Annotated in this window: 23 protein-coding genes; 10 read left to right on the top strand and 13 right to left on the bottom strand. The window is 68.5% G+C overall.

What is annotated here, in order from left to right:
• Positions 1–93: 93 nt before the first annotated feature.
• From pgl to tkt, 5 genes are read right to left on the bottom strand one after another with little or no spacing between them, the layout of a single operon-like run.
• On the bottom strand, positions 94–849 hold the full coding sequence (gene pgl / locus ACIHAX_RS04395; protein WP_364431293.1) for a 6-phosphogluconolactonase: 756 nt from the start codon (positions 847–849) through the stop codon (positions 94–96).
• The gene (opcA, locus tag ACIHAX_RS04390) at positions 842–1,750 is read right to left on the bottom strand and encodes a glucose-6-phosphate dehydrogenase assembly protein OpcA (protein ID WP_364431364.1); all 909 of its coding nucleotides are present in this window, start codon (positions 1,748–1,750) and stop codon (positions 842–844) included. Before opcA ends, pgl begins: the two co-directional genes overlap by 8 nt.
• Positions 1,747–3,321, bottom strand: coding sequence for a glucose-6-phosphate dehydrogenase (gene zwf / locus ACIHAX_RS04385; protein WP_355070781.1), 1,575 nt, complete (start codon positions 3,319–3,321; stop codon positions 1,747–1,749). The genes opcA and zwf overlap by 4 nt, the downstream gene beginning before the upstream one ends.
• 3 nt (positions 3,322–3,324) lie before the next feature.
• Entirely contained in the window at positions 3,325–4,461 is a 1,137-nt protein-coding gene (gene tal / locus ACIHAX_RS04380; RefSeq protein WP_397275774.1) for a transaldolase, read from the bottom strand.
• 6 nt (positions 4,462–4,467) lie between these two features.
• Positions 4,468–6,609, bottom strand: a complete 2,142-nt coding sequence (gene tkt, locus ACIHAX_RS04375) for a transketolase (protein WP_364431288.1) — start codon at positions 6,607–6,609, stop codon at positions 4,468–4,470.
• Between the two features lie 776 nt (positions 6,610–7,385).
• On the opposite strand from tkt, the gene ACIHAX_RS04370 reads away from it, so the two are divergent.
• A complete protein-coding gene (locus ACIHAX_RS04370) occupies positions 7,386–8,375 on the top strand; it encodes a heme o synthase (protein ID WP_355070787.1) in 990 nt (329 codons plus the stop codon).
• Here ACIHAX_RS04370 and ACIHAX_RS04365 read toward each other — a convergent pair.
• Positions 8,368–9,783 carry an FAD-dependent monooxygenase gene (locus tag ACIHAX_RS04365; RefSeq protein ID WP_397275772.1) on the bottom strand — a complete coding sequence of 472 codons (1,416 nt, stop codon included), beginning with the start codon at positions 9,781–9,783 and terminating at the stop codon, positions 8,368–8,370. The genes ACIHAX_RS04370 and ACIHAX_RS04365 overlap by 8 nt on opposite strands.
• Positions 9,784–9,867: 84 nt before the next feature.
• On the opposite strand from ACIHAX_RS04365, the gene ACIHAX_RS04360 reads away from it, so the two are divergent.
• Positions 9,868–10,470, top strand: a complete 603-nt coding sequence (locus ACIHAX_RS04360) for a TetR/AcrR family transcriptional regulator (RefSeq protein WP_397275770.1) — start codon at positions 9,868–9,870, stop codon at positions 10,468–10,470.
• A gap of 42 nt (positions 10,471–10,512) precedes the next feature.
• Here ACIHAX_RS04360 and ACIHAX_RS04355 read toward each other — a convergent pair whose 3' ends face one another.
• The gene (locus ACIHAX_RS04355; RefSeq protein WP_364431361.1) at positions 10,513–11,478 is read right to left on the bottom strand and encodes a quinone oxidoreductase; all 966 of its coding nucleotides are present in this window, start codon (positions 11,476–11,478) and stop codon (positions 10,513–10,515) included.
• Positions 11,479–11,539: 61 nt separating this feature from the next.
• Here ACIHAX_RS04355 and ACIHAX_RS04350 point away from each other — a divergent pair, with 61 nt between their 5' ends.
• Positions 11,540–11,890: a hypothetical protein gene (locus ACIHAX_RS04350; RefSeq protein ID WP_355070793.1), complete on the top strand. Its 351-nt coding sequence runs from the start codon at positions 11,540–11,542 to the stop codon at positions 11,888–11,890.
• Positions 11,891–11,893: 3 nt separating this feature from the next.
• The gene (locus tag ACIHAX_RS04345) at positions 11,894–12,685 is read left to right on the top strand and encodes a transporter substrate-binding domain-containing protein (protein WP_397275768.1); all 792 of its coding nucleotides are present in this window, start codon (positions 11,894–11,896) and stop codon (positions 12,683–12,685) included.
• A 13-nt stretch (positions 12,686–12,698) separates the two neighbouring features.
• Here ACIHAX_RS04345 and ACIHAX_RS04340 read toward each other — a convergent pair whose 3' ends face one another.
• The 3 genes from ACIHAX_RS04340 to ACIHAX_RS04330 all read right to left on the bottom strand — a co-directional run bounded on the left by ACIHAX_RS04340 (position 12,699) and on the right by ACIHAX_RS04330 (position 15,808).
• Positions 12,699–13,268, bottom strand: coding sequence for a flavoprotein (locus ACIHAX_RS04340; protein WP_195042683.1), 570 nt, complete (start codon positions 13,266–13,268; stop codon positions 12,699–12,701).
• A 73-nt stretch (positions 13,269–13,341) separates the two neighbouring features.
• On the bottom strand, positions 13,342–14,904 hold the full coding sequence (locus ACIHAX_RS04335; RefSeq protein ID WP_397275765.1) for a class I adenylate-forming enzyme family protein: 1,563 nt from the start codon (positions 14,902–14,904) through the stop codon (positions 13,342–13,344).
• A gap of 16 nt (positions 14,905–14,920) precedes the next feature.
• A complete protein-coding gene (locus ACIHAX_RS04330; protein WP_355070800.1) occupies positions 14,921–15,808 on the bottom strand; it encodes an alpha/beta fold hydrolase in 888 nt (295 codons plus the stop codon).
• Between the two features lie 75 nt (positions 15,809–15,883).
• Here ACIHAX_RS04330 and ACIHAX_RS04325 point away from each other — a divergent pair, with 75 nt between their 5' ends.
• Complete coding sequence (locus tag ACIHAX_RS04325; protein ID WP_397275763.1) at positions 15,884–16,516, top strand: TetR/AcrR family transcriptional regulator; 633 nt, start codon at positions 15,884–15,886, stop codon at positions 16,514–16,516.
• A 140-nt stretch (positions 16,517–16,656) separates the two neighbouring features.
• Here the strand turns inward: ACIHAX_RS04325 and ACIHAX_RS04320 are convergent, their stop codons facing one another.
• Positions 16,657–17,889 (bottom strand): helix-turn-helix transcriptional regulator, encoded by a 1,233-nt coding sequence (locus tag ACIHAX_RS04320; RefSeq protein WP_366351541.1) that lies wholly within the window; start codon positions 17,887–17,889, stop codon positions 16,657–16,659.
• Positions 17,890–18,444: 555 nt separating this feature from the next.
• On the opposite strand from ACIHAX_RS04320, the gene ACIHAX_RS04315 reads away from it, so the two are divergent.
• The 3 genes from ACIHAX_RS04315 to ACIHAX_RS04305 all read left to right on the top strand — a co-directional run bounded on the left by ACIHAX_RS04315 (position 18,445) and on the right by ACIHAX_RS04305 (position 22,154).
• The gene (locus ACIHAX_RS04315; protein ID WP_364431260.1) at positions 18,445–18,903 is read left to right on the top strand and encodes a DNA-directed RNA polymerase subunit beta; all 459 of its coding nucleotides are present in this window, start codon (positions 18,445–18,447) and stop codon (positions 18,901–18,903) included.
• Positions 18,900–19,124: a hypothetical protein gene (locus ACIHAX_RS04310; RefSeq protein ID WP_364431257.1), complete on the top strand. Its 225-nt coding sequence runs from the start codon at positions 18,900–18,902 to the stop codon at positions 19,122–19,124. The genes ACIHAX_RS04315 and ACIHAX_RS04310 overlap by 4 nt, the downstream gene beginning before the upstream one ends.
• 795 nt (positions 19,125–19,919) lie before the next feature.
• Positions 19,920–22,154, top strand: a complete 2,235-nt coding sequence (locus ACIHAX_RS04305; RefSeq protein WP_397275758.1) for a serine/threonine-protein kinase — start codon at positions 19,920–19,922, stop codon at positions 22,152–22,154.
• Positions 22,155–22,181: 27 nt separating this feature from the next.
• On the opposite strand, the gene ACIHAX_RS04300 is transcribed toward ACIHAX_RS04305, so the two are convergent.
• Both ACIHAX_RS04300 and pip read right to left on the bottom strand, forming a co-directional pair.
• The gene (locus ACIHAX_RS04300) at positions 22,182–23,066 is read right to left on the bottom strand and encodes a universal stress protein (RefSeq protein WP_364431251.1); all 885 of its coding nucleotides are present in this window, start codon (positions 23,064–23,066) and stop codon (positions 22,182–22,184) included.
• Between the two features lie 139 nt (positions 23,067–23,205).
• A complete protein-coding gene (gene pip / locus ACIHAX_RS04295; protein ID WP_364431248.1) occupies positions 23,206–24,189 on the bottom strand; it encodes a prolyl aminopeptidase in 984 nt (327 codons plus the stop codon).
• Between the two features lie 296 nt (positions 24,190–24,485).
• Between pip and ACIHAX_RS04290 the strand changes: the two genes are divergently transcribed.
• Together ACIHAX_RS04290 and ACIHAX_RS04285 are read left to right on the top strand one after the other, a co-directional pair.
• Positions 24,486–25,316, top strand: coding sequence for an SDR family NAD(P)-dependent oxidoreductase (locus ACIHAX_RS04290; protein ID WP_397276039.1), 831 nt, complete (start codon positions 24,486–24,488; stop codon positions 25,314–25,316).
• Positions 25,317–25,542: 226 nt separating this feature from the next.
• On the top strand, positions 25,543–26,448 hold the full coding sequence (locus ACIHAX_RS04285) for an alpha/beta fold hydrolase (protein ID WP_397275755.1): 906 nt from the start codon (positions 25,543–25,545) through the stop codon (positions 26,446–26,448).
• Positions 26,449–26,571 lie beyond the last annotated feature (123 nt).

The following is a 26,571-nucleotide window of genomic DNA, read 5'->3' as shown; positions in this document are numbered from 1 at the left end:
TCCGCCGCTCGGCGGCGTTATCCGGCGGTGTTCTTCCGGAAAACTAGGGCCGCGATGTGCAAATTTACGAGATGAAGGAGTGGCGGCGAGCGTTCAGCGCAGCGCGGACGCGGCCTCCTGATCGAGCAGCCAGGTGGTGGAGTCCGTACCGGTCGCTCCCGCCGCGGGCACGTCCACCGGGTCCGCGCCGCCGATGGCGGCGGCGACCGCTTCGGCCTTCGAGGCGCCGCCGACCACCAGCACGACGTGCCTGCTGCGGCGGATCGCGGGCAGGGTCAATGTCACCCGAACCGGCGGCGGCTTGGGCGAATTCGTCACGGCGACGACGAGTTCGTGGGTTTCGCGCACCGCGTCGGTATCCGGGAACAGCGAATTCACGTGGCCCTCGCCGCCCATGCCGAGCAGGTGCAGATCGAACGCGCCGTGTTCGGCGAGGTGGGCGTGCACGGTGGCGGAGTACTCGGCGGCGGCCTCCACCGGGTCGGGGTACTCGCCGTCGGAGACGGCCACCGGATGCACCCGCGCCGGATCCACCGGTACATGGTCGAACAGCGCCTGCCTGGCTTGCAGGTCGTTGCGCTCGGGGTCGTTCGCGGGCACGAAACGCTCGTCGCCCCAGAACACCTCGACTCGGGACCAGTCGATATCGCCGGGCGACTTGCGCACCTGCTCGAGCAGGGCGATACCGGTCCCGCCGCCGGTCACCACCACCGACGCGGAGCCGCGCTCGGCCTGGGCGGCGACGACGACGGAGACGAAGCGGGCCGCGGCGGCGGCCACCAGCGACTCGGTGTCGAGATGTACCTCGACGGTATCGCTGGGGAAAGGCGAATCGGTGTGCTCACTCATAGATCACCTTCTCGATTCCGGCCAGCGCCTCGGCGTAGGTCTCGTCGGCGTCCAGCCTGCGTAGGTCTTCGGCGAGGCAGTCACGAGTCTCCCGGCGCGCCAAGGCGATTCGCTGCACCGGTTCGCCGGTGCGGGTCAGCGTCGCGGTGCGGCCGGTCTGCGGACGTTCGATCGCGATGGAGACGGTGGGACGATGCAGTTCCACCCGCAGCGGGCCGGTGCGCCGGTGTACCGGGCAGCCCAGCCGGGCGGCCAGCCAGCCGGCCAGCATGTCCAGGGCGGGCTCGTCGCGCAGCCCGGACACCGTCACCGAATCCACCGACTCGAACGGCGGCTCGTCCATGGCCGCCGCCAGCAGGGCCCGCCAGTACGTGATCCGGCTCCAGGCCAGATCGGTGTCGCCGCTGGCATAGGACTGCAGCCGCCTCTTGATCGCGGCCTGGGGATCGGCCGCGAACGTGGCGTCGGTGATGCGGCGGCCCGCCAGGCGGCCCACCGAATCCTTCGACGGGAACTCCGGCGCTCCGCGCGGCCACCAAGCCACTACCGGCGTATCCGGCAGCAGGAACGGGGTGACGACGCTGCTCTCGTGGTTGACCAGTTCGCCTTGCAGCCGCAGCACGATGACCTCGGCCGCCCCCGCGTCGCCGCCCACCCGGATCTGCGCGTCCAGCCGGGTGGCGGCCTCCCGGTCGCCGCGCGCGAGCACCACTACGCGACAGGGGTGCTCGCGGCTGGCCTCGTTCGCCGCTTCGATCGCGTGCTCGGCCTCGGAGCTGTCCAGCGTGCACACCACCAGCGTGAGCACGCGGCCCATGGTGATCACGCCGTTGCTCTCGCGCAACTGCACGATGCGCTTGGTGACCTCGCTGGTCTTGGTGTCGGGCATGTCGACGATCACGGGCGCCGCCATTCCCGCCCGGTGCGGGCGATCATCTCGTCCGCGGACGACGGGCCCCAGGTGCCCGCCTCGTACGGCTCCGGCCTGCCGTCGCCCGCCCAGTGGTCGAGCACCGGATCGAGGATGCGCCAGGACAATTCGACCTCCGCGTTCACCGGGAACAGCGACGGCTCCCCGAGCAGCACGTCGAGGATCAGGCGTTCGTAGGCCTCCGGCGATGATTCGGTGAACGCCTCGCCGTAGCTGAAGTCCATGTTGACGTCGCGCACCTCCATGCTGGAGCCCGGCACCTTCGAGCCGAACCGGGTAGTGATGCCCTCGTCCGGCTGCACCCGGATGACCAGCGCGTTCTGTCCGAGTTCCTCGGTCATGGTCTGGTCGAACGGAAGGTGCGGAGCCCGCTTGAAGATCACCGCGATCTCGGTGACCCTGCGGCCGAGCCGCTTTCCGGTGCGCAGGAAGAACGGAACGCCCGCCCAGCGGCGGGTGTCGATCTCCAGCCGGATCGCGGCATAGGTCTCGGTCTTCGAGTTCGGGTCGAAGCCCTCTTCCTCCAACAGCCCGACCACGTGCTCGCTGCCCTGCCAGCCTTCGGTGTACTGGCCGCGCGCGGTGGTGTCGTCCAGGGGTTCGATGAGCCTGGTCGCCGAGAGCACCTTGATCTTCTCGGTCTGCAATTGCTTGGGCTCGAAGCTGATCGGCTCCTCCATGGCGGTGAGGGCCAGCAGTTGCAGCAGGTGGTTCTGGATCACGTCGCGCGCGGCGCCGATGCCGTCGTAGTAGCCCGCGCGTCCGCCGAGGCCGATGTCCTCGGCCATGGTGATCTGCACGTGGTCGACGAAGTTGGCGTTCCAGATCGGCTCGTACTGCTGGTTGGCGAAGCGCAGCGCCAGGATGTTCTGCACCGTCTCCTTGCCGAGGTAGTGGTCGATGCGGAAGACCCGCTCCTCGGGGAACACGCCGTTGACCAGTGCGTTGAGTTCTTGCGCGCTCTTCAGGTCGTGCCCGAACGGCTTCTCGATCACCACTCGCCGCCAGGGCTTGCGCGCCGCGTCGGGCCCGGTGGTCTGGGCCAGGCCGTGCGCGCAGAGCTGGTCGAGCACGAGCGGGAACATGTTCGGCGGGATGGACAGATAGAACGCGTGATTGCCGCCGGTGCCGCGCTCCTTGTCCAGCGTGGTCAAGGTGTCGGCGAGCCGGTCGAAGGCCGCGTCGTCGTCGAAGGTGCCCTGGACGAACCGGATGCCCTCCAGGAGCTGGTCCCAGACCTCTTGACGGAAGGGGGTTCGCGCGTGCGCCTTGACCGCTTCCAGCACCACCTGCGCGAAGTCCTCGTCCGCGTAGTCGCGGCGCGCGAAACCGACCAGGCCGAAGGCCGGGGGCAGCAGCCCCCGGTTGGCCAGGTCGTAGATGGCCGGCATCAGCTTCTTGCGAGACAGGTCACCGGTGACGCCGAAGATGACCATGCTGCACGGTCCGGCGATGCGCGGAAGCCGTTTGTCCCGTTTGTCCCGCAGCGGGTTCTGCCATTCGACCGCGTCCGGTCGATCCGCGGGTGCTGCCCCGGCCATCGATCAGCCGTTCCCGGTCGACGCCGACTTCAGCTCGTCGGCGGTGGCGGAAAGCAGCTCCTCCCAGGACTTCTCGAACTTGTCCACGCCCTCGCGCTCGAGCACCGCGAACACGTCGTCGAGGTCGACGCCGACGGCGGTGAGCCGATCGAAGACGTCCTTGGCCTCCGCCGCCTTGCCGCTGACCGTGTCGCCGGAGACCAGGCCGTGGTCGGCGACCGCCTGGAGCGTCTTCTCCGGCAGCGTGTTCACCGTGTTGGGGGCGACCAGTTCGGTGACGTACATCGTGTCGGCGTACTCCGGGTTCTTCACGCCGGTCGACGCCCACAGCGGTCGCTGCCGATTCGCGCCCGAGGAGGCCAGGTTCAGGAACGTGGAGGTGTGCTTGCCTCCGTCGAACACATCCTGGTACTCGGCGTAGGCGAGGCGGGCATTGGCGATACCCGCCTTGCCGCGCAGCGCGAGCGCCTCGTCGGTGCCGAGCGCCTCCAGTCGCTTGTCGATCTCGGTATCCACGCGGGAGACGAAGAACGAGGCGACGGAGTGGATCCTGGCCGGGTCGTGACCGGCGATCTTGGCCTTCTTCACGCCCTCCAGGTAGGCGCCCATCACCGCGCGATAGCGCTGCACCGAGAAGATCAGCGTGACGTTCACGCTGATGCCCTCGCCGATCACGGCCGCGATGGCGGGCAGGCCCTCCTCGGTGGCCGGGATCTTGATGAACAGGTTGGGCCGGTCGACGATCTTCCACAGTTCGACCGCCTGCGCGACGGTCCGGTCGGTGTCGAACGCCAGGCGGGGGTCGACCTCGATGGAGACCCGGCCGTCCACGCCACCGGTCGCCTCGAAGACCGGAGCGAACACGTCGCAGGCCGCGCGGACGTCATCGGTGGTGATGGTGCGGATCGCGGCGTCGGCGTCGGCACCTTGCGCGGCAAGCTCTTTCAGCTGGCCGTCGTAGGCGTGGCCCTGGCTGAGCGCACCCTGGAAGATCGTCGGGTTGGTGGTTACCCCGACGACGGACCGGGTCTCGATCAGCTCGAGCAGGTTGCCGGACTGGATCCGGTCCCTGGACAGATCGTCGAGCCATACGGACACTCCCGCCGCCGAGAGGGCGGCGAGATTCTCGTTCTGAGCCATGAGCGCTTATCCCTTCACGTTCTCGAGCGTGCGCTGCGCGGCGGCAACGACGGCTTCCGGAGTGAGGCCGAATTCGCGGAACAGGGTCTTGTAGTCGGCGGAGGCGCCGAAGTGCTCGATCGACACGATCTCGCCCGCGTCACCGGCGAACCGGTGCCACGGCATCGCGATACCGGCTTCGACGACGACGCGCGCGGCGATCGCGGGCGGAAGCACTTCGTCCCGGTAAGCCTTGTCCTGCGCGTCGAACCACTCCACGCACGGCATCGACACCACGCGGGTGGCGATGCCCTGCTCCTCCAGCGTAATGCGGGCGGCGACCGCGAGCTGCAGCTCCGAACCGGTGGCGATCAGGATCACTTGCGGTGTGCCCGTGGACGCCTCGGCCAGGATGTAGCCGCCCTTCTTGACGCCTTCGTAGCTGGTGCCCTCGAGAATCGGCAGGTCCTGGCGGGTCAGCGCCAGCCCGGACGGGCCGTCCTGGTGCGGCGGCTCGGACACCGAGAAGTGCGAGCTGTGCTCGCTGCTGTCGCGCTCCAGGATGGTGCGCCAGGCGTAGGTGGTCTCGTTGGCGTCACCGGGACGGACCACGTTCAGGCCCGGGATGGCGCGCAGCGCGGCGAGGTGCTCGATCGGCTGGTGCGTGGGGCCGTCCTCACCGAGACCGATGGAGTCGTGGGTCCAGACGTAGATCGCGGGCACGCGCATCAGCGCGGCCAGGCGGACCGACGGGCGCATGTAGTCGCTGAACACCAGGAAGGTGCCGCCGTACGGACGGGTCGGGCCGTGCAGGGCGATGCCGTTGAGGATCGCGCCCATCGCGTGCTCGCGCACACCGAAGTGCAGGGTGCGGCCGTACGGATCGGCCTTCCACATGCCGGTGGAGATCGACTCCGGCCCGAAGCTGCGCTGGTCGGGCATGGTGGTGTTGTTGGACTCGGCCAGGTCGGCCGAACCGCCCCACAGCTCCGGCAGCACCGGCGCCAGCGCGGCGAGCACCTTGCCGGACGCCTTGCGGGTGGCCATGCCCTTCGGATCCGGTTCGTAGCTGGGCAGATTCGCGGTCCAGTTGTCCGGCAGGCGCCGCGCGAAGAGGCGGTCGAACAGCGCCTTGTTCTCCGGGTTGGCCGCGGCCCACGCGTCGAACGACTGCTGCCACTGCTCGTGCGCCTTCCGGCCGCGCTCGATGGCCTTGCGGGTGTGCTCGATGACGGCCGGGTCCACGTCGAAGCTCTTGTCCGGGTCGAAGCCGAGGACCTTCTTGGTGGCGGCCACCTCGTCGGCGCCCAGCGCCGCGCCGTGGGCGGTGCCGGTGTTCATCTTGCTGGGGGCGGGGTAGCCGATGATGGTGCGCAGCACGATGATCGAGGGCTTGCCGGTCTCGGCCTTGGCGGCTTCCAGCGCCGCCTCGATGGCGACGACGTCTTCGCCACCCTCGACCACCTGCACGTGCCAGCCGTATGCCTCGTACCGCTCGGCGACGTCCTCGGTGAACGCGATGGTGGTGTCGTCCTCGATGGAGATCTTGTTGTCGTCGTAGATGACGACGAGATTGCCCAGCTGCTGGGTGCCCGCGAGCGACGACGCCTCGGAGGTGACGCCCTCCTCGAGGTCGCCGTCGGAGGCGATGGCGTAGATGAAGTGGTCGAACGGGCTGGTGCCCGGCGCGGCGGCGGGATCGAACAGTCCGCGCTCGCGGCGCGCCGCCATCGCCATGCCGACCGCCGACGCCAGGCCCTGGCCGAGCGGGCCGGTGGTGATCTCGACGCCGTCGGTGTGCCGGAACTCGGGGTGGCCCGGGGTGAGCGAGCCCCACTTGCGCAGGTTCTTCAGGTCGTCCAGCTCGAGACCGTAACCCGCCAGGTAGAGCTGGATGTACTGGGTGAGGCTGGAGTGCCCGCAGGACAGCACGAACCGGTCCCGGCCGACCCAGCTCGGATCGCTCGGGTCGATGCGCATGGTCCGCTGGTACAGCGTGTAGGCAAGCGGCGCCAGGCTCATCGCGGTACCGGGGTGGCCGTTTCCGGCGTTCTGCACCGCCTCGGCGGCCAGGACCCGGATGGTGTCGACAGCCTTGGTGTCCAGATCCGTCCAGTCGTCCGGGTGGTTCGGCTGAGTGAGGGCGCGGATGTCGTCTGTGATCGACACGACCGAGGTTCTCCTGACATTGGTTCGTCGACGGCGGGTGGGTTTCTGACGGCGATGATCGCGCGGCAGCTACGGCGTGCTAACCGGGTATACCCACTTACCCTAGATGTGCCCGGTGACCGGCACACCATTAACCCTGTGTTGGTTTCGCGGCGCCTGTTGCGCTGCGCGTTCGCAGGTGGTTTCGCACAGGCCGCGACTGCGGCGGCGGTGTGTTGGCGGCCTTGCACCAGGGGCGCCGGAACGGGTGGGCCGGGTGTCTTCGGCGCTCGCGTCACGCGCATGCGTGACGCGTGACGGGTCGTGAACGCCCTCGTAGGGCGCGTGTTCGGTGTGATGGGAAAGTATTGAGCAAGCGCCTGCTTTGTGGCACGCCCCGGTGCGGTGGCGAAAGTTGCCGCACCACGCGGTGCGGGGCATGCGGTGGGTTCGCCGGGTTCGGTGGAGTCGACGAATTTTTTTCGCGGCGCGGAATCCGCGTCGCGCGTGCGCACGGCTCCGCGCGAGTCGAGGACGTGGACAGGGGAGGGCAAGGGCTCCGAACCGGGTGGCGCGGACGAGCCGTCGCCCCCGTCACATTCCGGTCCTCTAGCGCGGGGGCGACGGGAGGGGCGCGCGCGGCGTGGGTCTACCATCCTTTGTAGTAGTAGTCGCGCCGCACCGGTCGGAAGGGGCGCCGGGGCGGACGGAAGTCCGGCGCGGGCGCACCCGTACCACCGGGACGAGTGCACTGCTGGTCGATGCCGGATGCGATGCACAGCGTGCGAGGAGAGACAGTGCGGATTGGGCAACAGCCGGGTGGCGATGGTGCGCACGGCTCCTCCGCGACGGCGCTGGCCGACCGGTTCACGGGTCCCGGCCTACCGTCCCGGCTGATTCGACGGGTACTGGCCTACGTCGCGCTGACCAAGCCCAGGGTCATCGAGCTGTTGCTCGTCGCCACGATTCCGACCATGCTGCTGGCCGACCGCGGCACCGTCGACATCCGCCTGATCCTCGCGACGCTGTTCGGCGGCTGGATGGGCGCGGCGAGCGCGAACACGCTCAACTGCGTCGCCGACGCCGACATCGACAAGGTCATGAAGCGCACCGCCAAGCGGCCGCTGGCCAGGGACGCGGTGCCGACCCGCAACGCGTTCGTGTTCGGCGTCGTGCTCGGGTTGGGCTCGTTCGCCTGGCTGTGGTGGCAGGCCAACCTGCTCAGCGGCGTGCTCGTCGTCGCCACGATCCTGTTCTACGTCTTCGTCTACACGCTGGGCCTCAAGCGCCGCACCTCGCAGAACGTGGTGTGGGGCGGCGCGGCGGGCTGCATGCCCGCGCTGGTGGGCTGGTCGGCGGTGACCGGCGGCATCGGCTGGCCCGCCATCGCGCTGTTCGGCGTCATCTTCTTCTGGACGCCGCCGCACACTTGGGCGCTGGCCATGCGCTACAAGGAGGACTACCGCGCGGCGGGCGTGCCGATGCTGCCGGTGGTTGCCACGGAGAAGACCGTCACCAAGCAGATCGTCGTCTACACCTGGCTGACCGTGCTCACCACGCTCGCCCTGGTGCCCGCCACCGGCGTGATCTACGCGGCCGTGGCGCTGGTGGCCGGAGCATGGTTCCTGCTCATGGCGCACCAGCTGTACGCGGGCGTGCGGCGCGGCGAGTCGGTGAAGCCGCTGCGGTTGTTCCTCCAGTCGAACAACTACCTGGCCGTGGTGTTCTGCGGCCTCGCGGTGGACTCGGTGCTCGGCTGGGACACCGTCGGCAGCTTCTTCAGCTGAGCGCGCCGACGTAGCCGTCCGGGCGGACGAACACCCTGGTGCCCTCGGCCGCGGCGTAGGCCGCGTAGGCGTGCCCGTCGACATCCACCACGTGCGGACCGGACACCTGGTCGCCGGGGCGCACCACCGCGTACGCGTGCGGCCCGGCTTCCGCCTGGGCGCCGAATGACAGCACCGTCGCATGGGGCCCGCGGAACAGGTCGAACAACCGGACGGGCCGTCCGTGCTCGTCTTTCACCGGCGCGTCCGGCGCCCGGTCGCCGACGGCGAACCAGCCGCGCTCGGCCGGGTCTCGATAGCTGATGTCCAGTTGCTGGGTCTCCGCTCCGCGCTCCATCGCGTCCTCGTCGCCGTCGACCAATTTGTCCAGCAGTTCGGAGCTGAGCCCGAGCACCTTGGCGGCCACCGTCCTGCGCTCGGCCTCGTAGCTGTCCAGGAGCGTGTCGTCCCCGGCGAGCGCGGCGGCCAGCTTCCAGCCGAGGTTGTAGGCGTCCTGGATGCCGGTGTTCATGCCTTGGCCGCCGGTGGGCGGATGCGCGTGCGCGGCGTCGCCGGCCAGGAACACCCGGCCGTCGCGGAAGCGCTGCGCCAGGCGGATATTCGGGCGCCACACGGTCACCCAGGTCAGGTCGGTGAGGGTGACGTCGTCGCGTCCGCAATAGCGGTCCACGTATTCCTGGAGCAGCTCGAGGCTCGGCTCCGCGTCGCCGGTCAACGGGGCGGCGAATTGGAACTGACGCCCACCGGGCAGCGGGGACAACGCGATGCCACGCATCGGCTCGTCGGCGGCGGCGAACCAGTAGCCGAACTCGTGGTCGAGCGCGTCGGCGCGCACGTCGCCGAGCAGCATGCGCAGCGATTCGTCGGTGCTGCCCTCGAACGGGATGCCGAGTGTCTTGCGCACGGTGCTCTTGCCGCCGTCCGCGCCGATCAGGTAGGCGGCGCGCACGGTCTCCGGCGTGCCGTCGTGTTCCAGCGTCACGGTGACGCCGTCGTCGTCCTGTGTGAAGCCGGTCAGCGCGGTGTCCAGTTCCACGTGCACCCCGAACTCGGCGAGCCGCTCGCGCAGGATGGCCTCGGTGCGGGACTGGCCGAGCACCCACAGATTCGGGTAGGGGACGGCGGGCGTCGGCTCGACCGGTTCGCTCATTCGGCGTTCGGTGACGAACTCGCCGCCCAGATGTACGCGCATCACCGGTGTCGGCATTCCGGCCGCCAGCACCGCGTCCAATACCCCCAGGTCGTCGAACACTTCCAGGGTGCGCGGCTGGATGCCGTCGCCGCGCGAGCCGGCGAAGAAGGTGGCCGCCTTGTCGACGATCCGGACCGGGATGTCCCGGCGAGCGAGATCGAGGGCGAGGGTGAGGCCGGTGGGTCCGGCGCCCGCGACGAGAACGAGCTGTACCATGACGTACTCCTGATGAATCAATATTCACTGAATGCGTATTCAGTGTCATGCTTGGTACGTTGCGTTGTCAAGGAGGTGAGGTGGGTGTCGCTGAGTCGCAAGGAGAAGTCGGCCGAAACCGAGCAGGTGTTGAAGGCCGCCGCGCTGCGGTTGTTCGCCGAGCGCGGCTACCTGAACACCAAGATCACCGACATCACGACGGCCGCGGGACGGGCGGCCGGGTCGTTCTACAACCACTTCGCGAGCAAGGAAGAACTGCTCCAAGCGCTGCTGAGCGATCTGGCCGCGGCGGGGGACGAGCGCGCGGAAGGACCCGATCACAACCCGGATTTCAGCGACCCGGAGGCGGTGCGTTACCACGTCGCCGGGTATTGGACCTTCGCGCGGGAGCACGGGCCCGTGCTGCGCGCGGTGAATCAGGCGGCCCTGGTCAACGAGGACTTCGCGCACATGGTCGCGCGGTTCGGCAGACAACAGCGCGCGGACATCGCCGACCACGTCGAAGGATTCGCCGACCGGGGCCTGCGGCTGCCGAGCACGCCCGACGCCAGCCTGGCGATGATGTTCATGCTCACCCAGAGTCTGCTGGTCGCGGTGGAAGAGGGGAGCGTCGAGTTGACCGACGAACAGGCCGTGGAGGGCCTGACCCGGTTCATCTATCGCGGTCTCACCGGCCGCGACTACTGAGCGGGCGGGGGACGGCCCTTCGGGCCGTCCCGCGCCCGTGGCTCACGGCAGCAGGACGATGGAACCGGTGGTCTTGCGGCCTTCCAGGTCGCGGTGTGCCCGCTCGGCGTCGGCGAGGGGGTAGGTCGCGCCGATCCGGATGTTCAGCGTGCCTCGCGCGATGGCGTCGAAGACGTCGCCCGCGCGCCAGGTGAGTTCGGCGCGGTCCCGGATGTAGTGCATCAACGTGGGACGGGTGACGAACAGCGAACCGGCCCCGCCCAGCCGTTGCAGGTCGAACGGCGGCACCGGACCGCTCGCGCCCCCGAAGAGGGCGAGCGTGCCCCGCACGCGCAGCGCGGCCAGACTCGACTCGAAGGTCGCCGCGCCGACGCCGTCGTAGACCGCCGCCACGCCGACGCCGTCGGTGAGCTCGCGCACGCGACCGGCCAGTCCGTGGCCGTAACGCAGCACCTCGTCGGCTCCCGCCGCGCGCGACAGCGTCTCCTTCTCGTCGGAGGACACCGTCGTGATCACTCGGACGCCGCGCGCGTTGAGGAGCTGGGTCAGGATCAGCCCGACACCGCCCGCGCCCGCGTGCACGAGCACCGCCTCCCCTGGCTCGGGCCGGTAGATGGACTCGATGAGATAGTGCGCCGTCATGCCCTGCAACAGCGCCGACGCGGCCACGGGCGGATCGACGCCATCCGGTACCCGGATGGCGACGGCGGCGGGCACCGCGACCTTCGGGGCGTAGCTGCCCGGGGCGGCGGCCCAGGCCACCCGGTCGCCGACCGCGAACTCCGTGACATCCGAGCCGACCTCGGCGACGACGCCGGTGCCCTCCGCGCCGGGAACGTAGGGGACGTCCTGCGGATAGCGTCCGGTACGGATGTAGGTATCGATGAAGTTGACGCCGATCGCCTGTGTGTCGACCAGGAGCTGGTCCGGTCCGATCCGCGGATCGGGCGCCTCCACGTACTTCAGGACCTCGGGACCACCGTGTTCGGAAACCTGAATGGCGTGCATGAGATCCAGTTCTACACCCGAGCGGCGGGCACGCTGCCTACCGGTCGGTAAACTGCGTGCCATGAGTTCTGAAACCGCCACGGCGCCGCAGAAGCTGTCGGGCGCCCTCGTCGAGTCCGTCAAGGGGTTCGTCGCCGATCACGGACGTTCCGCCACGGCCGTGCTCCAGCCGATCGGTCGCGCTGGTGTGCGGGTCACCCTGGTCGGTTCCGACGGTGTGCTCGGTGACCGCGTGGTCCCGGACCTGGAGACGGCCAAGGAACTGGTCGCCACGATCGACGGTCTCACCGAGGCCGACGAATGGGATCGTGAGCTCACCTCGATCGTCACCCCGCGCAAGGGGCACTGGGCCAAGATGGCGGGCTGGGTCGCCAAGCAGGCCCGTTTCCCCAAGGCGCGCAACGAGAAGTGATCGTTGCGTAGTCTGACGCTGCTCGGCCGGATCGGCGCGGTGCTGATCGCCGGGTGGACGGTGCTCGCCGCCGTGGCGACTCCCGCGGCCGCGCAGGCCCCGAACGCGTTGCGCGCCTGCACGCCCGGCGACTATCCGCCGTACTCGATCAGGGACGACGCGGGCGAGCACCGCGGGGTGGACGTCGATCTCGCGCGGGGTTTCGCCGCGCTGCTCGGCCGTCCGATCGAGTTCGTGCCCGTCACCTGGGCGACGCTGAAAACCGACTTCGCCGAACGGAATTGCGACCTCGCGGTCGGGGGCATCTCGGACCTGCCGTCGCGGCGCGCGTTCGCGGACTTCTCGATCACCTACGGCACCGACGGCAAGGCCCCGATCACCCACCGCGCGAACGGCGCGGCGTATTCGACCGTCGCGGAGATCAACCGTCCCGGTGTTCGCGTGATCGCCAATCGGGGCGGGACGAACGAGGATTTCGCGCGCAAGAACTTCCCCGCCGCGCAACTCACCTTGTGGCCGGACAATCTGACGATCTTCGGTGAGATCGAGCAGGGCCGCGCCGACGTGTTCGTCACCGATTCGGTCGAGGGCCGCTACCGCGTTCGTCAGCATCCGGATCTGCAAGTGCTGCATCCCGAAGCGCCGTTCGACTCGTTCGGGAAAGTGCTGTTGGTGCGCAAGGACGATCCCGTTCTGGCGGCCTTACTGGACGCGTACTTGACCACCCAGCTCGCGACCGGCGCGGTGGATCGGTTGTTCGACCAGTGGATCGGACCGAATGCCCCGGTGGGCTGAGTAGGGTCGCTGTCTACGGCCGATTCGGTGCGGCCCCGTCCCGGCGTGGATGCTCGAGGAGCGCTTTCCAGGCCGCCTGCCAGGGGAAGAGGGGCAGGCGCGCCTCTCCGGTGCCCCGCTCGTGCGGCTCGCCCTCGCCGATCACGATGGTGACGCCCCACTCGGACAGTTTGCGCATCCCCTCCTGGATCGCGGGAAAGCTGATCTGCGCCCGGTTCGAGTACGGCACGCCGACGATGGGCAGGCCCTTGCCGAGCCCTTCGACCAGCAGACCGAGCAGGAGCGTATCCGAGATCCCCGCAGCCCATTTCGCGATCGAATTGCCGGTGAGCGGTGCGGCGATGATGCCGTCGGCGGGTGGCAGCACATCCGGTGTGCCGGGTTCCTTGTACTGGCTGCGCACGGGATAACCGGTCTGCGCGCGCAGCGCGTCGACGTCGATGAACCCGGTGCCCGACGGCGAGGCGATGACGCACACCTCCCAGCCGTCGGCCTGGGCCAGGGCGATCAACTTGCCGACATCGCGGGCGGGGGGCGAACCGGTCACGAGGGCGTACAGCACGGGATTTCCGTTGGCGTCCACGACTTTCATGGTGCCATGCCGACGGGAGCGGTTGGATGGCACGGGAAGCATCACTCCACCGCCAGTGGACCGGTCAACTCGCGGCGCCCGGTTGCGCTGATTCGTTGCGAAGTATGGCCTTGTGCACCTTGCCGGATGGAGTCAAGGGAAGGTTGGGCATGATGATGATTTCCTTGGGGACCTTGTAATCCGCGATTCTGTCCGCGCAGAATCGTTCGAGGTCGCCTTCGGCGAGCCGAGCGTCCGGCGTGAGGACAACGTAGTAGCGGCCGATCTCGCCGAGCACCGGATCGGGTACACCGATACCGGCCGCCATGAGGACCTGCGGGTGCTCCGCCAGTATGTTCTCGACTTCGACCGGGTAGATGTTGTATCCGCCTTGGACGAACATGTCCTTGGCCCGGCCGTGCAGGGTGATCAAGCCGTCGTTGTCGGTCCAGGCTATGTCGCCCGTGCGCAGCCAGCCGTCGCTACCGATGGCGTCGGCCGTTTCCGCGGGCATGTTGTGGTAGCCCGCCATGACCGAAGGGGTACGGAGCAGGAGTTCGCCGGCTTCGCCGATGGCGACTTCGGTCCCGTCGGCATCGGCGATCTTGATCTGCACGTTCGGAAGCGGTCGGCCGATCGCGCGCACGGTCGACTCCATGTCACTGCCCCACGGGGTCATCACAACTGCACCCGAGGACTCACTGAGCCCGTAGAGGTTCATCACGGTGGCGTTCGGAAAGAATCTGGTCAAACGTTCCAGCAAGGCTGGTTCGGCGTTGGCGCCGCCGGTGACCACGAGCCGAACCGCGGCTGTGTCCACCGTGGTGAACCGAGACCGGTCGAGTAGCAGAATGTGCATGGTCGGTACCCCGACCCAGATCGTGAGGTCCGCTGAGTGGAACAGGTCGGCGACGGCCGCGGGCTGGAACGTCGGCAGCAGCACGGTGCGGGCGCAGGTGACCAGCGCGGCGAGTACGCAACAGGTGATGCCGCTGACATGGTTGAGCGGCACGGCGACCGGTAGCGTGTCGCCAGGTCCGAGCCGCATGTGCTCCGCTTGTGCGGTAGCGGCTGCGAGTTGGCCGCGATGCGTCTGCACCGCACCTTTGGGCCGGCCGGTTGTCCCGGACGTATAGATGATCATGACCGGATCGTCCTCGCGGACCGCGTCCTTGGCTTCAGCGAGCGCCACGGTGTCCGCCGATGTCGACCAGAGCTCATCGAGCGGGTGGTCGCCGTCGGCGCCGAAGGTCACTACGGATTCCAGCTGCGGAAGACGATTTCGCAGGCCGGCCAGCATCTGCAGAAAGTCGATTCCCTCACTGGACGGCACGGTGACCACCGCTCGGGACCCGGAATCGCCGAGGATGCGCGCGAACTCGGTCTCCCGGTATCGGACGCTGAGCCCGACCACCACCGCACCGATTTTGGCCGCTGCGAAGTACACCGCTAGCCACTCGGGTGTGTTGGGCCCGTTGACGGCGACGCGATCACCCCGCCGGATGCCCAGCCGCAGCAATCCGCTGGCGACCCGGTCTGACCATGCGTCCATCTCAGCGAACCGGATCTTCCTGTCGTCCGCGATCCAGCCGACAGCATCTGCGGCAGTAGTGGCCGCCCCATGGAGGACGTCGTGAATACGCTGCACCGGTGTACTCCTCTCGTTACGCGTTCGACGCGAGATGCGTGGTGAGAAACTCGATCTGATCGGCAACGATCCGATCGACAGCCGGCGGATGGTAGACGGTGAAGTGGTCGGCATCGTAATGCTTCAGGGTTGCCCGTGGCGCGGTGGCGGCCACCCGCCCCGCGATGGCGGGGTCGATGAGATTTTCTCGATCGCAGGCGCACACCAGCAGCGGGCAGCGCACGCGCGGCGCGGCGGACGCGGCGTTGTAGAACAACATGCCCAGTCCCGAGGCCGCCGTGATCCGGTTGTCGAAGCCGTAACCTGGTGGCGTCACCGACTGCCACCCCTCGAGAGCGCCGGGCTGGTTCACGAACGCCAGGTCCCCTGGCTTTCCGACCAAGGGGACGTAACGGCGCGACCGACCGAGTGCGGCACGCACCAGGTCGGACGCGATCGGAACCGTGAACCGCAACAGATGCCGCACCCCCGCCCGTGACACCACGGCTCGCCCACTGAAGACCGGACACTGAACCACCGCCGCACGAAGGTCGTCGTGGCGTGCGGCTGCGGCCAGCACGTGGCTGGCGCCGAACGACGTGCCCCACAACGCGATCCGGTGAGCGTCCAGTTCGGGGCGGGAGCGGGCGAAAGCCACGGCGGCGTCGACATCCTCGGCGTAACGGCGCTGACTCACCAGCTGGCGCGGCATGCCGCCTGATTCTCCGAGGTGGCGGAAGTCGAAGGCCACCACGGCAAGACCCGCGTCGGAGAACCACTTCTCGTACTGGGCCAGCATCATGTCGTGCGTTGCGCCACCGCCGTGGACGAGCACCACGGCCGGATGCGGACCTGGGCCGTCCGGAAGCGTCAGCCACACCGCGCATTCGTCGCGGCCGGAAGGGAAGGTGGTGCGAATGGTCATGACACCTCGATATAGGTACGTTGTACGTGAACATGCTCAGTTAAACACGTACGTTGTACTTAAACAAGGAGAAGTATGCCCGCCCCCAGGAAATTCGCGCGCGAGCAGCTGCAAGCCGCGGCACTGGCCTTGGTCGACGACCATGGCCTGGCCGGGTTGACCATGCGCAGTCTCGCGTCGGCGCTGGGCACCGGTGCGATGACGATCTACAACTACGTCGATGGACGGGAAGGTTTGGAGCAGCTCGTCACCGAGGCCGTCATGGCCGAAGCGCACTGGGACGCCACGCCGTCCATGGACTGGGATGACGAGGTACTTGTCGTCGCCGAGGGAATGTGGCGCGCCGTGCGCGCACATCCCCATGCGATCCCACTGATTCTCACTCGGCGCAGCCTCGACCTGGCGACCCTGCGGCCAACCGAAGCCCTGTTGCAGGCGCTCGCGCGTAGCGGCAGATCAGGAACCGCGTTGCTGGTGGCGTTCCGCGCAGTGTCCGGCTTCATCACCGGATACGCGCAAGCCGAACTCGTCGGCCCGCTATCCGTGGCGCGCGGCGAGGACCTCACGACGATCACCGACCGGATCGCGGCATTGCCGCCCGAGCAGTTCCCCAAGCTCATCGAGATCGCGTACGCCGCCGCCTCGAGCGACCCGACAGCCGAATTCCGGGCCGGGATGCGCATAATCCTGGCAGGACTCGAGACCTAGACGTCCGCCAGCCAACGGGTGCGGCATCGGATGCCGCCGGACCTGCGTTCGGATGTCGCCCATCTCCGGTCCGCCGAGGCCGGACGCGCGTGGTACCTGAAACCTGTTGTGGCCGATGCATATGTTGCCCGGGGTATGGGTCAGGAGGGGACCGCGCCGATGCGTTTGGCGAGGCGGCCGAGGTCGCCGGTGGTGAGGTTGCGGTGGGCGGTGCGCATCATGTGGCCGACGAGTTCGCGGACGTGGGTCATGCCGCGGACTTGCTGGGGGGCGATGTGTTCGGCGCGCAGGAGGGCGTGCAGGGAGTTGTGGTAGTCGCGGCGCAGGGCGTGGGCTCGGCCGATCTCGACGAAGTATTGGGCTCTGCGGCCTTCGGCGGGGATGGTTTGCGGGTCGAGGGTGGGGGCGAGTTCGAGGACTTGGCCTGGTTCGCGTTTCTCCATTGCCGCTGACATGCGCCAGAGGATCACGTTCGTCGCGTCGAAGGTGGGGTTGCGCAGGAGGGTGTTGTTCGCGTCGGCGTGCTCGAGTCGAGCGACCTGCTCGTCCGCCTCGTTCAAGTGGTCGGCCGGGTCGCCGCCCAGCGCAGCGGTGACGAGCGCGGCTTGGAGATGCAGCATGCCGTAGGTCTCGATTTCCTCGACCGAGCGCACCTCCGGCGCGAGCCGCTCGGCGGTGGTCTCGGCGTCCTGAAGTGCGGTGGGCAGGGTGCCGGGGCGCCCCAGGAGCGTCTGGCTCCGGGTGTAGGCGGCTGTCGCCGGCCCAGATGTGCCACCGATCTTCTCGGTAGCGCGCTCGATTTCCTGCGCGGCTGTCCACGCCAGTGCTGGATACCCGCGCCGCGACGCCGATTGTGCCGTGAGATAGGCGGCCGCCGCGAGGGCGTCCCAGGCGCGGTCCCGGTCGATGCCGGTCGCGTCCCGAGTATGGCGGTAGCAGTCCGTCAGTAGAGGCGCGAGCATTGGCCCGAGCTTCGCGTAGTCGCATGCGCGCCGCAGTTCGGCCGCGTACTTCGTCGCGGCCGTGAGTTCGTCCAGGCTTCGTGGTGGGCCGTCCACCGTGGTGTTCCCGTGCGTCCAGAGCGCGGTTTCGATGGCGGGCACCGCGGCGTGGAACCCGGCCGACGACGGGTCGAACCGATCGTCCTGATCGCCGGTCAGATCACCGACCGCGACGCCGAGTGCTTGGGCGAGGGCGTGCAGGGTCCGCCGCGAGTCGATGGGGCGCTCGCCGTTCTCGTATTTGGCGATCGCGCCCCGGCTGACGCCGACCCGATCGGCCAGCACTTGCTGCGAGATCCCACGGCGCGCGCGAATGGCACGCACCTGTCGGCCGATGTACCGGCCCTCGTCGTTCCCCTGACCCTCGCTCATCGGCTCTCCCTCGCCGGATGCTGATCGAAACCTCATGCTAGACGCGCCGCCAGGTGTCCCGCACCGGGACAATGCGGGTTCGGCAGCCCGCCAAGCTGTCGCGAGCACTCGCCCTCGGGACGGGCACGTCGGTGCGCGCGACAACGGTTGCGCTCCAGGGCGCGGGTGCTCACAACGCGATGAGCAGGGGAAGGCAAACGTGATGCGGGGAGTGGCAGTCGATTTCGCGTGGAACGCGTTCGTGAAGCGGCATGGTGACGCGATCGCGACGATGGCGACCGGTGATCGAAACGAATTCGGTGCGATTCGCGCAGCGTCGTCGTTTACGCCCGGCTCCACGCTATCCCTAGCGGAACACCTGGGTCGCAACGGTTTCCGGGCGCGAGCCGTCCAGTGCCACGCACATCGACTCCGCCGTCGCCGCCCGCGACGCACCGATAGCAACCGACCGCGCCTCGACGTGATGCCGTCGCGACCGCTGCGCGGACACGATCGGCGCGCGACGGCCTCGCACCGCGTCGGTGATCCCGGTGCGGCGGGGCGGGAGGGCACGCGGTGAGCGATCTGTGCGATCCGGCGGCCGACACCCCGGCCAGCCGGTGCCGTTTCTACCGGCAGTGCGGGCTTCCGGCGGCCGTGCAACCGGAACTCGGCCGCATCGTCGTGCCCGCGGGCAGAGTCGGCGCGATCACCATGCCCGCTCGGCTCGGCCAAGAGGTGAAGGCGCTGCTGCAGGTCCGGCGGTCTGCGCTCGGGCCGATCATCTCGCATCCACGCTCGAAGCGCTGGACCTATTTGGTGCGGCCGGACCTGCCCGACGAAGTCGGCTTTTTCGCCGAGCTGTTCCGGCTGGACGTGTCGGTCGCGCGCTGCGGCGCGCAGATCGCCCTGCCGTCGCCCGCCGACCGGTCGCCGTGCTTCCGCGTGTGGGTGGAACCGCCGCGCGATACGTTCCGGCCGTCGGGTTCGGTCGTCGTCGCGGCGATCCGGGTACGCGCGGGACGCCGGTGGTGACCGGGCCGCAGCAGCGGTCGCCGCGCCCGGAAGAGCCCGATGTCCATGTGTCGGTCCAATTCCACGACGTGCGTCTGAACTTCGTGGCCTGTGCGAGCGCTGCCGCACTTTTCGTCCAGGAGTGGCGCGCCCGCCACTACGAGGACGCGGCCACGGTGCTCCCGGGCGATCCGACGGGCCTGCCCCGCCTGCCGAACGAGCGGTTGTTCCTCGACCCGTGAGCAGCGCTCGGCCTGGCAGCGCACGCGGCGGCGTCCGAGCGCCGAGCCGGACTCGGCGGGGTGACGCGCTGCCCGTGCAATCGGGACCCGGCCGCATCATCGTGCCCACTCGGCTGGGTCAGGATGCGAAGGCGCTGACGCAGGTCCGGCGGTCCGCGTCCGGTTCCCGTCCTGGCCCAACTCGTCGCGTCACCCTGTCCGCTTATGGGCGGTCCCGGTTGCGCTTTTCCTCAGCGCTACGTTCACCGGGCCGACGGGCGCGCGGCGGACATGCTCACCGCGCTTCCGGCGTTCTCGGCGCTGCCCGGCGTCCGATCTATCGGCCGGTCTTCCGTCGACCGCCCCGGTGTACTCGGAGACGGATCGTGGTGTCCAGGTCGAGCGCTGGCCCCGCCGCACCTAGGAAGTCGAGGTTTGCCGGGCATATCGGCCGCCGTGCAGATGTGCGGGGCGGTGTCCTAGGTGTCGCGGCGCGCGTTCTACTCGTGGGAGGTTTTCGCCGCCCGTTCCCGCCGGATGAGCGGATACCAGTGGTCTCGAGCACCACCCCGGCGCTGCCATTCCCGGCAGTTCGGACGAGCGGACGGCGACCCAACCCGAGTCGAGCGCGGGGCGCGAGTGCCCGCTGAGCAATCCATCGGCGGCGTTTGCGCGGATGCCGCGACACCCGCGCGCGGAGCGATACCCTTGAGCAGGGTAATTCGACGTCAAGGAGCTGATGTGGAACACCTGCGAGGCAAGGGCGCATCGTGTGTAGCCGCCGTCTGACCGGCAACGGCTGACTCCGAGCTACCGATGCGCGAACCGATCGATCTCGCCGATTCGGCGGAACGGACCCGTGCGGCGCTCGCCGCCGCCGTGGCGCGATTCTCCGAGGCTTGGGCGTCGGGATTCCCGCCCGATCTGTCCTCCTATCTGCCCCGCGAACCGGCCGATCGGCACACGATGCTGATCGAATTGATCAAGGTGGACCTCGAGTTCCGCTGGCTTCGCTACCACTTCCCCAAACGGCTGATCGACTACCGCGCGGAATTCCCCGAGCTGCGCAGCGCTCCGTTCCCGGCCGATCTGGTCTACGAGGAATTCCACGCCATGCGCCGCAGCGGCCGCCGCGACGCCGCCGATTCGGACGGCACCGCCACCGCGACGGCGGCCGATCCGGAGCTCGACCGGATCACCAGCGACTACCGCAGCACGATGATCGCTCGTCCCAGCGCCCAGGTCGCGCTCGACGCCATCGACGTCGGCGATCGAGTCGACGATTTCGACCTCCTGATGCGCATCGGGGTCGGCGCCTTCGCCCAGGTGTACCTCGCGCGGCAGCAATCGATGCAGCGACTGGTCGCGGTCAAGATCTCGCACAACCACGGCAACGAGCCGCAGACGCTCGCCCAGCTCGACCACGAGTACATCGTGCGCATCTTCGACCAGCGACTCATCGCCGACGGCGAGCTGAAGTTGCTCTACATGCAGTATCTGCCCGGCGGAACGCTGCTCGACGTGCTGCGTTTGTCGCGCACGACGCTGCCCGAACGTCGCAGTGGGCAACTGCTGCTGGACGCCATCGACAAGGTGCTGGCAGATAAGGGCGAGGTGCGGCCGACCGAGTCCGCTGTCCGGACCAGGATCGCCGGACTGACCTGGCCGGAGACCGTGGTGTGGCTGGGGCGCCGGCTCGCGGACGCGCTGGAGCACGCGTCCGAACGTGGGGTGCTGCATCGCGACATCAAACCCGCGAACGTGCTGCTGAGCGCCGAGGGGATTCCGAAGCTGGCCGACTTCAACGTCAGCTTCAGCAAACGTGTCCGGGGCACCAGCCCGTTGGCGTACTTCGGCGGGTCGCTGGCATACATGTCGCCGGAGCAACTCGAGGCCTGCCACCCCGACCTGCCCGCGACCGCCGTGGAACTGGATACGCGAAGCGACATCTTCGCGCTCGGCGTCATGCTGTGGGAGTTGCTCACCGGGCGCCGCCCCTTCGCGGACGAGACGTCGGCGGGCGATTCGCAGACGTCGCTGGCCCGCATGATCGCACTGCGGCGCCGGCCCATCGGTCCGGCGTTCCTGTCGGAGCTGCCCCCGGACTGCCCCATGGCGCTGCGGCGCGTGCTGTTGAAATGTCTGTCGCCCGACCGTGCGGACCGCTACTCGTCCGGCTCGGAATTGGCGCAACAACTCGACCTGTGCCTGGAGCAGCGGGCCCGCGATCTCGTCTATCCGCCCCCGGACAGCTGGCGCGCACGGCTCGCGAGCAGGCCCACTCCGGTTCTGTGGTTGTCCTCGCTGGTCGGTGTCGGCCTGGCGACGATCTACATGGCCGTGCACGTCCAGGACCTGATCAGAGAGCGCCTGCCCGATACGACCAACTCGCAGCTCAACATGGGCGTATACGTCTTCGTCCTCATCGCCTGCCCGCTGTCCATCGTGATCTACGCGTATATGTCGCGTGATCTGCTCGCGGTTCCGCGCGGCTTGCGCGAGGGCAGACGCTACGACGAGGCACTGCTCGCGCGAGTGCGGTCGCGAACACTGTTCTGGGGGGACATGTGTGCGCTGAACACCTTTCAGACCGGGATTACGGCAACGGTGACGGGGGTGTTCCTCTGCCTCTGGCTCACCGATCTTCCGGCGCGACTGGTGATCCACGCGGCGATGACCGTTTTCATGGCGGCTGTCATCTCCGTCGCCTACACGTTCTTCCTGTCGACGTTCTACATCGTCCGCTGTGTCTATCCGATCTATTTGCGTTACAGCCGCACGACGGCGCACGACTTCGGCGTCATCCGCACGCTGCGCCGCAGAACCACGATCTATCTCGCGGTCACGGCGTCCGTGCCACTGGTCGGGGTGCTGGCCGGATTCAGCCTGCTCGAACCCGAGGAACTTCCGTTGGTGCGCGATTCGGTCCTCGGGTTGTGCGCGGTCGGCGGGCTCGCGTTCGTCGCCGTGTACTGGCTGTTCCGCACGCTGGACGCGGACTTGCGCGCGCTCCAGCGGGTGGTCCAGGCGTCAGCGGCGGACGTGGACTGATCCGCGCGCACGCCCACGACCGCTGTCCTACCGCTCACGGCAGATCACCACCGGGCTCGCGGCGTGATGCAGCAAGTTCTGGCTCGTCGATCCGAGGACGAGTCCGGTGAGGCGGTTGTGCCCACGACTGCCGGTCACCAGCAGTTGGGCTTTCTCGGCGTGTGCGAGCAGCGCCTGCGCGGGCGTGTTCTTCTCGACCACTTTGGTGACCGTGACGTCCGGGTATTTCTCGCACCATCCGGCCAAGCATTCGGACAGTAGTGCCTCCTCCTGCTGAGCCAGCACATCCCACGCGTCGGGCACCGGGGTCCACTGCAGCAGGTCCGGGTCGTTCCACGCGTGCAAGGCGGTCACTTCGACGCCGAGTGTGGACGCCAGCTCGAACGCCTCGCCGAGCGCCGCGGAGCTACCCGGGCTCCCGTCGACGCCGACGAGCACGGGCCGCTCGTCCGGCTGTGGCCGGTCGAGCCTGCCTCGCCACACGGTCACCGGACAGGCCGCCTTGTTCGCGACCGTGAGCGCGGTCGATCCCAGCAACAGCGTGGAGAGCCGGTCCTGGTGTTTCGCCGCGACGACGACCATGCGCGCTTCCGCGCTGTGCTTGATCAACTCGCGCGCGGGCGAGCCGTCCTCGACGGTCCGGTGGATCTCGATGTCCGGCTGATCGGCGCGCACGGCGTCGAATGCCTCCTCGACCTTCTGCTTCGCCGCCGCGCGGAGTTCGGGTAGCAGATTGACCTCGGCCAGAGCGGAGGAGGTCATGGGGTAGTCGAGGGCGGGAACCACGCCCAGCAGCACCAGCGTGGCGCGCTGCCGATTCGCGACGGCTCCGGCCCAGCGCGCTGCACCCACAGCGGTCGGGCTGCCGTCGATTCCCACGACGATCGACTGACGGTCGGCTGGTGTGCTCATTTCGTCTCCGTTTGCGGCTGCGACAGGATCGTCTTCCACATTCGCAGCGGGGACCCGGTCCGCACCGGGGGCGGTGGCCCCTGATGGTCGGGACTTAAGACCCTCACCGGGCGAAATTCCCGGCCGAGGCCGGAGCGAGCTACCGAGCGAACCGGGCGATCGCCCGCAGGACGGCGGCGCTCATGGCCGTGCTGCCCGTGTGCCCGGAATCGTCGATGACCTGTAGTTCCGCGTCGGGCCACGCCTGGGCCAGCTGCCAGGCGGTGTACAGCGGGGCGCTCAGGTCGAGTCGGCCGTGGATCAGCACGCCGGGAATGCCCGTGAGCCGGTGCACGTCACGCAGCAACTGCCCGTCCTCCAGCCAGCCCGCGTTGGCGAAGTAATGCGTGCAGATTCGCACGAAGGCCATTCGCGCCGCGTCCGGCTTCGCGCTGTATTGCCCTGGGCTGCCGAGGTTCTCGTGCGCGATCACCGCGTCCTCCCACGCGCACCACCGCCGCGCCGCCGATTCGCGGGTCGGCGCGTCGGGGCTCTCGATCAGTCGGTGATATGCGTCGACGAGGTCGCCGTGGCGGTCGGCGAGGGGAACGCCGGTGCGGAAGGTCTCCCACTGTGCGGGCAGGAGTTTCGCGACATCGCGGTAGAGCCAGTCGATCTCCTCTTGCCGGGTCATGGTCACCCCCACCAGCACGATCTCGCTGACCCGCTCGGGGTAGCGCTGGGCGTAGGCGAGGATCAGCGTCGATCCCCAGGAACCGCCGAAGAGCAACCACCGGTCGATTCCGAGGTGTTCGCGCAGACGTTCCATGTCCGCGATCAAGTGATGCGTGGTGTTGTGCGTGAGGTCGACCGACGGGTCGGAGGCATGCGGCAGACTCTCGCCGCAGCCACGTTGATCGAACAGGACGATCCGGTAGGCGGCCGGGTCGAAACTCTTCCGCGAGCCGCGCCGCCCGCCGCCGCCCGGTCCGCCGTGCACGACCAACGCCGGTTTACCGTGCGGGTTACCGCTGGTCTCCCAGTAGACGCGCTGTCCGTCCCCGACGTCCAGAAGCCCGCGGGCATACGGCTCTATATCGGGAAAAGGCTGCGGCGCATCGGATTGCTGCTCGGGCGTGGACACGGTCGACCACACTACCGCCGAGCGACCAGGTGACCTGGTGTTCGGCAAGCGGGCGCTGCCGGACCAGGGTAGGTCGGAATCGTGATCGGACCCGGCCGGATGATGCACGCCCCGCCGCTGGTGTTCGGCAGGTCGGCCCGGCTCCGGACATGGCGGCGGTGACGCACGTCACCCCGCGGTTTCGTTACGAAGAGCGGGTCGGCGACATCTTGTGTTCGTCCGGTGCGGCAGCACGGGACATCGGCAGTGAGGGGGCCTCCTCGCTGCGCTCGCCACTGCAGAAAGAACGGAAGGACATCATGAGCAAGGTCTGGTTCGTCACCGGCTCCTCTCGCGGTTTGGGCCGAAACTTCGTCGCGGCCGCGTTGTCTCGCGGCGACAAGGTGGCCGCGACCGCTCGCAGTACCGAACATCTCGCGGAATTGGTCACCGCCTACGGCGACGCGGTGCTCCCGCTCGAGCTGGATGTGACCGACAGGGCAGGAGTCTTCGAGAGCGTGAAGCATGCCCACGCGCATTTCGGCCGCTTGGACGTCATCGTGAACAACGCGGGTTACGGGCTACTCGGCGCGGTCGAGGAACTGACCGAGCAGCAACTGCGAGATCAGTTGGAAACCAACTTCTTCGGCACGGTATGGGTCGTCCAGGCCGCGCTGCCATATCTGCGGGAGCAAGGCAGAGGGCACATCATCCAGATCTCGTCGGTGGGTGGTCTCGCCGCCTGGCCGCTCGGTGGTGCGTACCACGCTTCCAAATGGGCGCTGGAAGGCCTGAGTGACTCCCTCGCCCAGGAGGTCGCCGGCTTCGGTGTCAAGGTGACCTTGGTCGAACCCGGCTCCTACGCGACCGACGGCGCCGCCGGAGCGGTCCACGCCCAGACCGACCCGCGCTACGAGGGACTCCGCGCGGCGTTCGCCGCCTACGCGCAGAGCCTCGATTCCGGCGACCCGTCCGCCGCGGGCCGGGCGTTGCTCGAGATCGCGGACTCCGCCAACCCGCCTTTGCGCGTGTTCTTCGGTTCCGGGGGAAATCAAATCCTTCCGCAGGTCTACGCCGACCGGCTCGAGACCTGGGCCGAGTGGAAGGAGCTCTCGGCGGCGGCTCAAGGCCACACGCCCGCAGCCTGACTCGGTGCGACGCGACCGGCTGCAGACCCCCACCTGGACACGTGTTCTGGGTGGGGGAGGTGCACCCGCGGCGTCACAAAACGGCGGGCACCCGCGTCTAGTGGATGGAACAGCTGGGTCCGCTCGACCCATTCCGGTACGGCTCGCGAAGCGGCGTGAGCATCGAAGCGAAGGAGAGCAAATGTCGGTCGTCAGGTCTCCGCGTCGGCGGTTTCGATGGTGGCGGGTGCTGGTAGTTCTACCGGCTCTGCTGGTGACGAATATGGCGGTGCCGGCCGGGGCCGAACCGAGCGGAGCCCGAGTGGTCGATTCGACGTTTCTCGCAGAGGGGCAGTACGTCGAGACTCCGTCGGCACGTTTCCATTACCAGAAGGCGGGCGAAGGGCCGCCGGTCATCCTCCTGCCCGGCGGCTCCCTGTGGTCGTACACCTATCGCGACATCATTCCGGCTCTCGCCACCGCGCACACCGTGTATGCCGTCGATCTGCCCGGCAGCGGGTACACCACGCCGCACGATGCCGACTTCGGATACGACGTGGGGGCCATGTCGGACGCGTTGCGGCAGTTCATGTCCGCGGTCGGGATTACCCGCGCGTCCATCGTCGCGCACTCACTGAACGGTTCGGTCGCAGTGGATTCGGCCGCACGGCATCCCGAACAGGTCGATCGTCTGGTCCTCATCGCGCCGCTCGTGTTGGACACCGACCTCAACATGAACATGCGGCTGATGCGCCAACCCGGTGCGGGCGAGCTCGCCGCCTCCGTCATGACCGAGGAGATCTACGTGGCGGGCCTGCGCGGGGCCTACGCGCACCCGGAGATTCTCACCGATGAGCTGGCGGACACGTATTGGACTCCGCTCAGCCGCACGGAGAACCGGACCGCGATGTGGAAGCAGCCGCGCACTCTCGATCTGGCTGTAGTACAGCGAGAATCGAGCGCGATCGAAGCCGACACGCTGATCCTGTGGGGCGAGAACGACCATGTCGTCGACCTGTCACAGGCTCGGCCGCTCGCTCAGCTGATCCCCCACTCGACACTGCGGATCATTCCGGGCGCCGGACACAATGTCCATGAGGACGATCCCGCCGCGGTCGCGCTCGAACTGACCGGATTCCTCGCACCGCGCTAGCTCACACCCGTGGGGGGGGGGGGGGGGGGCCGCCCGCCGCCCCCCCCCCCCGCCCCCCCCCGGCGGGGGGGGCCCGTGGTGTATGTGGTTTTGGGTGGGGGGGACACCATGGAGGGTTAGGGG

The organism is Nocardia sp. NPDC051929 (assembly GCF_044548645.1).
GTDB classification, from domain to species: domain Bacteria; phylum Actinomycetota; class Actinomycetes; order Mycobacteriales; family Mycobacteriaceae; genus Nocardia; species Nocardia sichangensis.
Note: the sequence above shows the minus strand (reverse complement) of the source record. Positions and strands in the feature narration are given on the sequence as shown.